This window comes from Pseudomonas sp. URIL14HWK12:I6, from assembly GCF_000514195.1.
GTDB classification, from domain to species: domain Bacteria; phylum Pseudomonadota; class Gammaproteobacteria; order Pseudomonadales; family Pseudomonadaceae; genus Aquipseudomonas; species Aquipseudomonas putida_A.
The window spans coordinates 158,860-170,330 of sequence record NZ_AZVL01000019.1 but is presented as its reverse complement, the minus strand read 5'-3'; the positions used below and the strand labels follow the sequence as shown (position 1 = coordinate 170,330).

9 protein-coding genes are annotated in these 11,471 nt (G+C 60.4%); 7 read left to right on the top strand and 2 right to left on the bottom strand.

Going from position 1 to position 11,471, the window contains the following annotated elements:
* Window positions 1–377 precede the first annotated feature (377 nt).
* On the bottom strand, window positions 378–1,871 hold the full coding sequence (locus tag H043_RS0121895; RefSeq protein WP_027613649.1) for a CoA-acylating methylmalonate-semialdehyde dehydrogenase: 1,494 nt from the start codon (window positions 1,869–1,871) through the stop codon (window positions 378–380).
* 76 nt (window positions 1,872–1,947) lie between these two features.
* Complete coding sequence (locus H043_RS0121890; RefSeq protein ID WP_027613648.1) at window positions 1,948–3,297, bottom strand: aspartate aminotransferase family protein; 1,350 nt, start codon at window positions 3,295–3,297, stop codon at window positions 1,948–1,950.
* A gap of 138 nt (window positions 3,298–3,435) precedes the next feature.
* Here H043_RS0121890 and H043_RS0121885 point away from each other — a divergent pair, with 138 nt between their 5' ends.
* The 7 genes from H043_RS0121885 (at window position 3,436) to H043_RS0121855 (ending at window position 11,394) form a co-directional block, all read left to right on the top strand.
* Window positions 3,436–4,356: a LysR family transcriptional regulator gene (locus tag H043_RS0121885; protein WP_007968115.1), complete on the top strand. Its 921-nt coding sequence runs from the start codon at window positions 3,436–3,438 to the stop codon at window positions 4,354–4,356.
* Window positions 4,357–4,476: 120 nt separating this feature from the next.
* Window positions 4,477–5,865, top strand: a complete 1,389-nt coding sequence (locus H043_RS0121880) for a uracil-xanthine permease family protein (protein ID WP_027613647.1) — start codon at window positions 4,477–4,479, stop codon at window positions 5,863–5,865.
* 87 nt (window positions 5,866–5,952) lie between these two features.
* Window positions 5,953–6,603: a TetR/AcrR family transcriptional regulator gene (locus H043_RS0121875; protein WP_027613646.1), complete on the top strand. Its 651-nt coding sequence runs from the start codon at window positions 5,953–5,955 to the stop codon at window positions 6,601–6,603.
* Between the two features lie 7 nt (window positions 6,604–6,610).
* Window positions 6,611–7,192, top strand: a complete 582-nt coding sequence (locus tag H043_RS0121870) for a YigZ family protein (RefSeq protein WP_027613645.1) — start codon at window positions 6,611–6,613, stop codon at window positions 7,190–7,192.
* 606 nt (window positions 7,193–7,798) lie between these two features.
* On the top strand, window positions 7,799–9,346 hold the full coding sequence (locus tag H043_RS0121865) for an ABC transporter ATP-binding protein (RefSeq protein WP_027613644.1): 1,548 nt from the start codon (window positions 7,799–7,801) through the stop codon (window positions 9,344–9,346).
* Window positions 9,347–9,361: 15 nt separating this feature from the next.
* The gene (locus H043_RS0121860) at window positions 9,362–10,468 is read left to right on the top strand and encodes an ABC transporter permease (protein ID WP_027613643.1); all 1,107 of its coding nucleotides are present in this window, start codon (window positions 9,362–9,364) and stop codon (window positions 10,466–10,468) included.
* Window positions 10,468–11,394 carry an ABC transporter permease gene (locus tag H043_RS0121855; protein ID WP_003221385.1) on the top strand — a complete coding sequence of 309 codons (927 nt, stop codon included), beginning with the start codon at window positions 10,468–10,470 and terminating at the stop codon, window positions 11,392–11,394. Before H043_RS0121860 ends, H043_RS0121855 begins: the two co-directional genes overlap by 1 nt.
* The last annotated feature ends 77 nt before the right edge of the window (window positions 11,395–11,471 follow it).

Genomic DNA, 11,471 nt, shown 5'->3' with positions numbered 1-11,471 from the left:
TTCTTCAACAACTTCAACCACTTGCGCTTCCGATCTCTCGTTAGCGGGAGGCGAATTCTACAGCGTTACACGCTGCTGTCAACACCTCTTTTTCTCCGCTTTCGACCGAGAAGATCTAACCGTCAAAAGAGCCAAGCATCACCGCTCTTTCAACTCCTTCCAGGCTTCGATGAACTGAAGCAAGTCGCTGCCGAAAACTGCGTAACTCATTGAATCTCAAGGAGTTTTCCGTTTCGACTGCGCCGGAAGTGGGGCGAATTATAGACCTCCAGAATCTGCCGTCAACCGCTTTTTTCACATTTCTGTCATATCGGTCGAAAAAACACGAAAACACGAAGGCCGACCTCTAGAGGTCGGCCTTCGTCCTGCCCTGCTACTTACAAGCTAGGGAAAGCAAACTGCGAAGCCTCATGGCTCGCACGCTGAGGCCAACGCTGAGTGATGGCCTTGCGACGGGTATAGAAGCGCACACCATCCGGGCCATAGGCATGCAGGTCGCCGAACAGCGAGCGCTTCCAGCCGCCGAAGCTGTGGTAAGCCACCGGAACCGGCAGCGGTACGTTGACGCCGACCATGCCGACTTCGATCTCGTCGCAGAACAGGCGCGCCGCTTCACCATCACGAGTGAAGATGCAGGTGCCGTTACCGTATTCGTGATCGTTGATCAGCTTCATCGCCTCTTCCAGGCTATTGACGCGAACCACGCACAACACCGGTCCGAAGATCTCTTCCTTATAGATGCGCATTTCAGGGGTAACGTTATCGAACAGGCAGCCGCCGAGGAAGAAGCCCTCTTCGTTACCTGGAATGCTCAAGCCGCGACCGTCGACCACCAGGGTCGCGCCCGCTGCCACACCGTCATCGACATAACCACTGACCTTGTCCCGCGCCTGACCGGTTACCAGTGGGCCCATGTCGAGACCGCACGAAGTGCCGGCACCGATTTTCAGCGCCTTGATCTGTGGAACCAGTTTCGCCACCAGCGCATCCGCTACCTGATCGCCGACACACACTGCGACCGAAATCGCCATGCAGCGCTCACCGCAAGAACCATAGGCCGCGCCCATCAGCGCGCTGACTGCGTTGTCCAGATCCGCATCCGGCATCAGCACCGCATGGTTCTTCGCGCCGCCCAGTGCCTGAACGCGTTTGCCGCGCTTGGTACCTTCGGCGTAGATGTATTCGGCAATCGGCGTCGAACCAACAAAGCTCAGCGCTTTGACTTCCGGCGCTTCAATCAGCGCGTCCACTGCAGTCTTGTCGCCATGCACCACGCTCAGCACGCCTTTCGGCAGACCGGCTTCGATCAGCAATTGAGCGATCAGCAGCGTCGAGCTTGGGTCACGCTCGGACGGTTTTAGGATAAAGCAGTTGCCGCAGACGATCGCCAGTGGGTACATCCACAGTGGCACCATCGCCGGGAAGTTGAATGGCGTGATACCTGCAACCACACCCAGTGGCTGGAAGTCCGACCAGGCGTCGATGTTCGGGCCGACGTTGCGGCTGTATTCGCCCTTGAGGATTTCCGGGGCGGCGCAGGCGAACTCGACGTTCTCGATACCGCGCTTCAGTTCACCGGCGGCGTCTTCGAGGGTCTTGCCGTGTTCTTCGCTGATCAATTGCGAGATGCGTGCTTCGTTCTGCTCCAGCAGTTGCTTGAAGCGGAACATCACCTGGGCACGCTTGGCCGGAGGAGTGTTGCGCCATGCCGGGAACGCAGCCTTGGCGGCGTCGATCGCGTGTTGAATGGTTTCGCGGGTGGCCAGAGGCAGCTTGTGGATCGCCTGACCGGTGGACGGGTTGAACACATCAACCGCGCGACCGTTCTCGGTCACCAGTTCGCCATTGATCAAATGCGGGATAACGCTCATCGAAAACTCCTGAATTCTTGTGTACAGACGCCCACATGGGGCGCCTGTTATTCGCAGGTATATATAAAGGGAAAAATCAGTCGAGCTTGTTCAGCACTTCGCCAACCGCGTCGAACAGACGATCGAGGTCTTGCGGCTTGCTGTTGAAAGTTGGGCCGAACTGCAGAGTGTCGCCGCCGAAGCGCACGTAGAACCCGGCTTTCCACAGAGCCATGCCCGCTTCGAACGGACGGACGATGGCGTCGCCATCACGATGGGCTATCTGGATCGCACCGGCCAGGCCGTAGTTACGGATGTCGATGACGTTCTTCGAACCTTTCAAACCGTGCAGGGCATTTTCGAAATGCGGTGCAACCTCGGCCACGCTCTGCACCAGGTTTTCCTTTTGCAGCAGGTCGAGTGCCGCCAGGCCAGCGGCGCACGCCACCGGGTGGGCCGAGTAGGTGTAGCCGTGGGGGAATTCCACCGCGTATTCCGGAGTCGGCTGATTCATGAAGGTCTGGTAGATCTCGGAGCTGGCAATCACTGCGCCCATCGGAATCGCGCCGTTGGTGACTTGCTTGGCGATGCACATCAGGTCCGGGGTCACGCCAAAGCTCTCGGCACCGAACATCGAACCGGTACGGCCGAAACCGGTAATCACTTCGTCGAAGACCAGCAGGATGTTGTGCTGATCGCAGATCTCGCGCAGACGCTTCAGGTAACCCTGCGGTGGAACCAGTACGCCAGCGGAACCGGCCATTGGCTCAACGAAGACCGCCGCGATGTTCGACGCGTCGTGCAGTTCGATCAACTTCAGCAGCTCATCGGCCAGAGCGATACCGCCCTGCTCCGGCATGCCACGGGAGAATGCGTTGCTGGCCAGCAGCGTGTGCGGCAGGTGATCGACATCCATCATCGCCTGACCGAACAGTTTGCGGTTGCCGTTGACGCCGCCGAGGCTGGTGCCGGCGATGTTCACGCCGTGATAACCACGGGCACGGCCGATCATTTTGGTCTTGGTCGACTGACCTTTCAGACGCCAGTAGGCACGGACCATTTTCACCGCGGTGTCGGCGCATTCGGAGCCGGAGTCGGTGAAGAACACGTGGTTCAGGTTGCCCGGGGTCAGGTCAGTGATCTTTTCCGCCAACTGGAACGACAGCGGATGGCCGTACTGGAAGCCTGGCGAGTAATCGAGGGTGCCCAGTTGTTTGGATACCGCTTCCTGAATTTCCTTGCGGGTGTGCCCGGCGCCGCAGGTCCACAGACCGGACAGCGAATCGTAGATCTTGCGGCCCTTGTCATCGAACAGCCAGCTGCCTTCGGCACCCACGATCAGACGCGGATCGCGCTGGAAGTTGCGGTTGGCGGTGTACGGCATCCAGTGCGCGTCCAGCTTCAGTTGGCTGGCCAGTGGCGACGGCGCGTTTTCAGGCATGTTCATCGGGCAAAACCTCGCAGGGCATAAGCATCAGGGAGATAAAAAACGTTGTTGCAGCTAAATTGCCACGCGGATAAAGTCGGTGAAATCCAACTTTTCTAACCTTCAGTTAGAAGCCTGCTAAACAATGAGAACAACAGCATGAGCAGTCGCCGCCCCGATCCGCTGGCCCAGGTCAGTGATTTTGATATTCGCCTGCTGCGGATTTTCCGCAGCGTGGTGGAGTGCGGCGGCTTCTCGGCGGCGGAAACCGTGCTTGGCATCGGTCGCTCGGCGATCAGCCAGCAAATGAGCGATCTCGAACAGCGCCTCGGCCTGCGTTTGTGCCAGCGCGGCCGCGCCGGGTTCTCGCTGACCGAAGAGGGCCGCGAGGTTTATCAGTCAGCGCTGCAACTGTTAAGTGCGCTGGAAAGTTTCCGCACCGAGGTCAATGGCCTGCACCAGCACCTGCGCGGCGAACTGATCATCGGCCTGACCGACAACCTCGTCACCCTGCCCCACATGCGCATCACCCATGCCCTCGCTCAGCTGAAGGAACGCGGGCCGGACGTGCAGATCCAGATTCGCATGATCGCACCCAATGAAGTCGAACAAGGCGTACTCGACGGTCGCCTGCATGTCGGCGTGGTGCCGCAGGCCAGCGCACTGTCGGGGCTGGAATATCAGCCGTTGTACAGCGAACGCTCGCTGCTTTATTGCGCGGTCGGCCACCCGCTGTTCTATGTCGATGACAAGCAACTGGATGACGAACGTCTTAATAGTCAGGACGCGATTGCCCCGACGTTTCGTTTGCCGGCGGAGATTCAGGCGCATTACCAGGCGCTCAATTGCACCGCCAGTGCGTCCGACCGTGAGGGCATGGCGTTTTTGATTTTGACCGGGCGTTACATCGGTTATCTGCCGGATCATTACGCCAGCCTGTGGGTGCAGCAAGGTCGCTTGCGTGCGCTGAAATCGACGACACGTTTTTATGATTTGAGTCTGGCATCGGTCACGCGCAAGGGGCGGCGCCCTCATTTGGTGCTGGAGAGCTTTCTGGAGAGCTTGGCGGCGACGCGTTGAAAAATCCTGCAAGGCCCGACAGATCAGGTTTTCAACCACAAAATCACTGAAGAACCTGAGCAAGTGGACAGCTTTTTGCAAAGCAGGATCAACCCCGATCCTTCAACAAGAAGTTAAGCCATGCAGCCAGATTCTGAACCGTCCAGCGACCTGATCTACGGCCTCGACGACCGCCCAAAACCACCCGCCGCGATCCTCGCCGCCCTGCAACACGTGCTCGCCAGTTTCGTTGGCATCATCACCCCGCCGCTGGTGATCGGCTCGGCCCTCGGCCTGACCGCACACTTGCCGTACCTGATCAGCATGGCGCTGATGGTTTCCGGGGTCGGCACCTTTATTCAGGCGCGGCGGCCGTTCGGCATCGGCGCCGGGATGATCTGTTTGCAGGGCACCAGTTTCGCCTTTCTCGGCGCGGTGCTGTCGGCCGGGTTTCTGGTCAAGCAGCGTGGCGGCAGCCCGGAGGACATTCTGGCGATGATCTTCGGCGTGTGCTTTTTCGGCGCGGTGGTGCAGATCGTCCTCAGCCGTTTCATCGGTCAAATACGCCGGGTTGTTACGCCGCTAGTGACCGGGATCGTCATCACCCTGATCGGCGTCAGTCTGATCAAGGTCGGCATCACCGATCTGGGCGGTGGATTCAATGCGCCGGACTTCGGCGCGCCGGGCAATCTGGCGCTGGGGGTGTTCGTGTTGCTGACGATCATCCTGCTCAACCGCTCGAACACGCCGTGGGTGCGGCTGTCGGCCATCATTATCGGACTGCTGCTCGGCAGTCTGGCCGCGTGGTTCAGCGGGAAACTGGTTCCGCAAGCATTGCCTGACTTGCCGCTGGTCAGTCTTCCTGCACCCTTCAAGTTCGGATTCAGCTTTGACTGGACAGCTTTCCTGCCCGTCGCGCTGATTTATCTGATCAGCACCATCGAAACCGTCGGCGACCTCACGGCCAATTGCATGCTCGCCCGCCAGCCGATCAGCGGCCCCTCTTATATAAGCCGACTGCGCGGCGGCGTGCTCGGTGACGGCGTGAGCTGCATGATCGCCGCCACCTTCAGCGCCTTCCCCAACACCACGTTTGCGCAGAACAACGGCGTGATCCAGTTGACCGGCGTGGCCAGCCGCTACGTCGGGCTGTACATCGGCGCGATTCTGTTTTGTCTTGGCCTGTTCCCCATGATCGGCGCGGTGCTGCAGCAGATCCCCAAACCGGTGCTCGGCGGCGCCACCCTGGTGATGTTCGGCAGCGTGGCGGCAGCCGGTGTTCGGATTCTCGCGCAGTCGCCGCTGGACCGACGCAGCATGCTGATCATCGCCACCTCGCTCGGCGTCGGCCTGGGCATTGCCGCGCAACCGAACCTTCTGCATCTGTTGCCGAAACTGGTGCAAAACCTGTTCGATTCGGCGATCACCAGCGGTGGCCTGACCGCGATCATCCTGTGTCTGTTGCTGCCGGAGGCGAAAACCACCCGCGTCGAATCCGCCGCAGCGCTGAACAAGATCGAACAGGCGTAACGGTTTTATTGCATCAGCACTTGTCGGATGCCTGTGGGTGCGTTATCAACGCAGCTGGTTGCACCCACAGACAAACCGGAAGTGCCTATGACCTTTGAAGTCCCTGCTCACGGCGGCAAACCCGCCAGCCGCATTCGTCAGAAGAACGAAGAGACCATCCTCAAAGCCGCCGAAGACGAGTTCGCCCGTCACGGTTACAAAGGCACCAGCATGAACACCATCGCGCAGAATGCCGGGTTGCCCAAGGCGAACCTGCATTACTACTTCACCAACAAGCTTGGGTTGTACGTGGCGGTGCTGAGCAACATCATCGAGCTGTGGGACAGCACCTTCAACACCCTGACCGCCGAGGATGATCCGGCCGAAGCGCTGACCCGCTACATTCGCGCCAAGATGGAATTCTCCCGCCGCCAACCGCAGGCTTCGCGGATCTTTGCGATGGAAGTGATCAGCGGTGGCGAATGCCTGACCGAGTATTTCAACCAGGATTACCGCGCCTGGTTCCAGGGCCGCGCAGCCGTGTTCCAGGCCTGGATCGATGCCGGCAAGATGGACCCGGTGGATCCGGTGCACCTGATTTTCCTGCTGTGGGGCAGCACCCAGCATTACGCCGACTTCGCCACGCAGATCTGCCGCGTCAGCGGTCGCAGCAAACTGACCAAGCAGGACATGGAAGACGCCGGCAACAACCTGATCCGCATCATTCTCAAAGGCTGCGGCCTCACCCCGACTATTTAAGACGTTTATGCCTTTCACTCTCAGTGGTTTTTGCGAGTACCGCGAAGAGATTCGCAAAAGCCGCTTCATCACCTTCGCCGCGCCGATCGCCAGCCCCGCCGACGCGCAGGCGTTCTTCGAACAACACAGCGACTTGAATGCATCGCACAACTGCTGGGCGTGGAAACTCGGTGCGCAATACCGCAGCAACGACGACGGCGAACCCGGCGGCACCGCCGGACGGCCGATTCTGGCGGCCATCGAAGCGCAGGATTGCGATCAGGTCGCGGTGCTGGTGATCCGCTGGTATGGCGGCATTCAACTGGGCACCGGCGGTTTGGCCCGAGCCTATGGCGGCGGCGCGAACAAGTGCCTGCAAGCGGCGGCAAAAGTCGAGTTGATCAGCCGGGTACCGCTCAGTTGCGCCTGCGGCTTTGCCGAGTTGGCGCTGGTGAAGCTGCGGGTGGCGGATCTGGGTGGCTTGGTAGTGGAAGAAAACTTCACTGCCAATGGTGTTGAGTTGCAGTTGGCGGTGGGTGAGGCGCAGATCGAGTTGTTGCAAACGCAGCTGGCGGATCTCAGCCGTGGGCGGATAGTGCTGCAGCGTTAGAAGAGCAAAAGATCGCAGCCTTCGTCAGCTCCTGCACAGGACTTTGCGTTTCCCTGTAGGAGCTGCCGAAGGCTGCGATCTTTTAGGGCATCGACGGATTTCTTTATTCCAGCAACTTGCCCACATCTGCTGTGCACCCGACTGTGGATAACCTGAGCACATATGGCTGTAACCCTTCTGTCACGTGGCTTTGCGCGATTTGCTCACTTTTCGTCCATTGCGCATGAAAAAAGAGAAATCCCACGTAAAAACAGATAGTTAGCGCTGTTTATCACCATTGGGAGATAGCACCGCAGCGCTTATGCCGAGGATTTCCAATTGCGCACAAATACTGTGGAACAACCTGTGGATAAGCCGTTCATGGCTGGCGCAGTAGCAGGTTCTGTATAGCTTCGACCCGGCTGCTCGTTTTTTAACCAGTTCGTCACGGTGCAAAAGTGGAGCCTGATCAACGGCTTTGCGCTGAATTGGTGCCCGCTCCTCCTGCGTTTTTCAGCGCGACGCTCTGCCGCCGGCACGCGGCAACAGTTACGGCGGGCGTTCCTGACTCAATGGCCAGGAAATTGCTTTATCCACAGGCACAACTCCAAGTCAGTCGAGCCTGTCATGCCAAGCCCAGATTCAACGCCGCGCCTGCAACTGCGCCAGATCAGCAAACGCTACCCCGGTTGCCTGGCCAATGACGCCATCGACCTGAGCATCGCGCCGGGGGAAATCCACGCCCTGCTCGGTGAGAACGGCGCGGGCAAAAGCACACTGATGAAGATCATCTACGGCGTGACCCAGGCCGATACGGGGGAAATGCTCTGGCAGGGTCAGCGAGTAAATATTCGCAACCCGGCGCAGGCCCGGCAGTTGGGGATCGGCATGGTGTTCCAGCATTTCTCGCTGTTCGAAACCCTCAGCGTCGCGCAGAACATTGCTCTGGCAATGGGCGCCGAGGCCGGTACGCCGAAACAGCTTGAGCCGAAAATTCGCGAAGTGTCGCGCCGCTACGGCATGGCGCTGGAGCCGGAGCGACTTGTCCACAGCCTGTCGATTGGCGAGCGGCAACGGGTGGAGATCATTCGTTGCCTGATGCAGGACATTCGCCTGCTGATCCTCGACGAGCCGACGTCGGTGCTGACGCCACAAGAGGCCGACGAACTGTTCATCACCCTGCGCCGCCTCGCCGCCGAGGGTTGCAGCATTCTGTTTATCAGCCACAAGCTCGCGGAAGTGCGCGCCCTGTGCCATAGCGCCACGGTTTTGCGCGGCGGGCGGGTCGCCGGGCATTGCCGGCCGGCCGAATGCTCGGATCAGCAATTGGCGCAGATGATGGTCGGCGAAGCGGCGGCGTTGATCGGCGAATATCCGAAGGTCAGTGGCGGCGCGGACTTTCTACAGGTCAACGGCTTGAGCTGGCACAACCCCGATCCCTTCGGCTGCTCGTTGAGCGACATCAATCTGCAAGTGCGCGGCGGCGAAATCGTCGGCATCGCCGGGGTCGCGGGCAATGGCCAGGATGAGTTGCTCGCCCTGCTCAGCGGTGAACAAACACTGCCCCGCGACGGCGCGACAACGATTCGTTTCGCCGGGCAAGCGGTCGCCGATTTGCGCCCGGATGCGCGGCGCCAACTCGGTCTGGCGTTCGTCCCGGCAGAACGCCTGGGCCACGGCGCAGTGCCGGAACTGAGCCTTGCCGACAACGCCTTGCTCACGGCCTTTCAACAGGGGCTGGTGAGCAACGGTTTGATCGAGCGCAGCAAAGTCGAAGCCCTTGCCCAACAGATCATTCAGCGCTTCGGGGTGAAAACCCCGGGCATTCACGCGGCCGCGCGCAGCCTGTCCGGCGGCAATCTGCAGAAATTCATTCTTGGCCGGGAAATCCTCCAGCAACCGAAACTGCTGATCGCCGCGCACCCGACCTGGGGCGTGGACGTTGGCGCAGCGGCGACCATTCACCGCGCGCTGATTGCCCTGCGCGATGCCGGCGCGGCGATCCTGGTGATCTCCGAAGACCTCGACGAACTGTTCCAGATCAGCGACCGCCTCGGCGCCCTGTGCGCCGGGCGTCTGTCGCCGCTGCAGAACACCACCGACACCCTGCTGAGCGATGTCGGCGGCTGGATGGCCGGGCACATCAACCCCACGCATTCATCGGCCACGGCCTGACGGAGTTTTCCCAACATGCTGCTTTCCCTCGAACCCCGTGGCCAGCAATCGCGCCTGATGTTGTGGTGCTCGCCGTTGCTGGCAGCACTGCTGACACTCGGTTGCGGCTCGCTGTTGTTCATCGCTCTGGGACATGACCCGCTGCAAACCTTGCACACGCTGTTGATCGCACCGGTCAGCGATCTGTATGGCGTCTCCGAACTGCTGGTCAAGGCGCTGCCGATTCTGCTTTGCGCACTCGGTCTGTCCGTGGCTTATCAAGCGCGAATCTGGAACATCGGCGCCGAAGGCCAGTTGCTCCTCGGTGCACTCGCCGGCAGTGCCTTGGCGGTGAACATCATCGACCTGCAGAGCCGTTGGGCGCTGGTGCTGATTCTGCTCACCGGGACCTTCGCCGGGGCCGCTTGGGCCGGGCTGACGGCATGGCTGCGCACGCGCTTCAACGCCAACGAAATCCTCACCAGCATCATGCTCAATTACATCGCGCTGAACCTGTTGCTGTTCTGCGTGCACGGGCCGCTGAAGGATCCGGCCGGCTACAACTTTCCCGAGTCGGCGATGTTCGGCGACGCCAGTCGCCTGCCGCTGCTGATGGAGGATGGCCGGGTGCATGCCGGGGTGTATTTCGCCCTGCTCGCGCTGGTTGCGGTGTGGGTGTTGTTGCAGAAAAGCTTCGTCGGTTTCCAGATCAAAGTGCTCGGTCTGGATAAACGTGCGGCGGGTTTTGTCGGCTTTCGTGAGAAGCGTCTGATCTGGCTCGCGCTGTTGATCAGCGGTGGTTTGGCCGGGCTGGCCGGGGTTTGCGAAGTGACCGGGCCGATCGGGCAATTGGTGCCGCAAGTCTCGCCGGGCTATGGCTATGCAGCAATCACCGTGGCGTTTCTCGGGCGGTTGAACCCGATCGGGATTCTGTTCTCCAGCCTGCTGATGGCGCTGCTGTACATCGGCGGTGAAAGCGCGCAAATGACCCTCAATCTGCCGCAAGCCATCACCCAACTGTTTCAGGGAATGATGCTGTTTTTCCTGCTGGCCTGCGACGTGCTGATTCTCTATCGGCCACGTCTGAAACTGCGCTGGACACGGCGCGCGTCGACCACCGCCGTAACCGCCGGAGCGCTGTGATGGATATCGATCTGCTGAGCAATATTTTCTACGCCATGGTGCGTTGCGGCACGCCGCTGTTGTTGGTGGCGCTGGGTGAGTTGATCTGCGAGAAGAGCGGCGTGCTCAATCTCGGCCAGGAAGGAATGATGCTGTTTGGCGCGGTGATCGGTTTTATCGTCGCCCTTAACAGCGGCAACTTGTGGCTCGGTGTGTTGCTGGCGATGCTCGCGGGAATGTTGTTGTCATCGCTGTTTGCCCTGGTGGCGCTAGTGTTCAACGCCAATCAGGTGGCGACCGGGCTGGCGCTGACGATCTTCGGTGTGGGCCTGTCGACCTTTGTCGGTGCAGCGTGGGTCGGCAAGCCGTTGGCCGGATTCGAGCCGTTGGCGATTCCGTACTTGAGTGAGATTCCGCTGATCGGGCGCATGCTGTTTGCTCAGGACTTGCTGGTGTACCTGTCGTTCGCGCTGTTTGCGCTGGTGGCGTGGGTGATCATCAAAAGCCGTGTCGGGCTGATCATTCAGGCCGTTGGTGAGAACCCGGACGCGGCCAGTGCGATGGGCCTGCCGGTGCTGACCGTGCGCACGCTGGCGGTGCTGTTCGGCGGGGCGATGGCCGGTTTGGCCGGTGCCTATCTGTCCCTGGCTTACACGCCGATGTGGGCCGAGAACATGACCGCCGGACGCGGCTGGATTGCCCTGGCGCTGGTGGTGTTTGCCAGTTGGCGGGTGTGGCGCTTGTTGCTCGGGGCTTATCTGTTTGGCCTCGCCAGCATCCTGCATCTGGTGGCGCAGGGCTTGGGGCTGGCGATTCCGTCGAGTCTGCTGGCGATGCTGCCGTATGTGGCGACGATTGTGGTGTTGGTGCTGTTGTCGCGCGATGCCGTTCGGACTCGGTTGTATGCGCCGGTGTCGTTGGGGCAGCCGTGGCAGGCGGGGCATTAAAGCGATGACCCTGCCGGCCTCTTCGCGAGCAAGCCCGCTCCCACAGTGTGGTGTTGTGTATCTGACTTGCGAACACC

What these genes read in the sequence shown, in the direction of transcription:
- H043_RS0121885 (WP_007968115.1), top strand. Translation starts at nt 3,436, where the DNA reads ATGAGCAGTCGCCGCCCCGATCCGCTGGCCCAGGTCAGTGATTTTGAT.
- H043_RS0121890 (WP_027613648.1), bottom strand. Translation starts at nt 3,297, where the DNA reads ATGAACATGCCTGAAAACGCGCCGTCGCCACTGGCCAGCCAACTGAAG.
- H043_RS0121875 (WP_027613646.1), top strand. Translation starts at nt 5,953, where the DNA reads ATGACCTTTGAAGTCCCTGCTCACGGCGGCAAACCCGCCAGCCGCATT.
- H043_RS0121855 (WP_003221385.1), top strand. Translation starts at nt 10,468, where the DNA reads ATGGATATCGATCTGCTGAGCAATATTTTCTACGCCATGGTGCGTTGC.
- H043_RS0121895 (WP_027613649.1), bottom strand. Translation starts at nt 1,871, where the DNA reads ATGAGCGTTATCCCGCATTTGATCAATGGCGAACTGGTGACCGAGAAC.
- H043_RS0121865 (WP_027613644.1), top strand. Translation starts at nt 7,799, where the DNA reads ATGCCAAGCCCAGATTCAACGCCGCGCCTGCAACTGCGCCAGATCAGC.
- H043_RS0121860 (WP_027613643.1), top strand. Translation starts at nt 9,362, where the DNA reads ATGCTGCTTTCCCTCGAACCCCGTGGCCAGCAATCGCGCCTGATGTTG.
- H043_RS0121880 (WP_027613647.1), top strand. Translation starts at nt 4,477, where the DNA reads ATGCAGCCAGATTCTGAACCGTCCAGCGACCTGATCTACGGCCTCGAC.
- H043_RS0121870 (WP_027613645.1), top strand. Translation starts at nt 6,611, where the DNA reads ATGCCTTTCACTCTCAGTGGTTTTTGCGAGTACCGCGAAGAGATTCGC.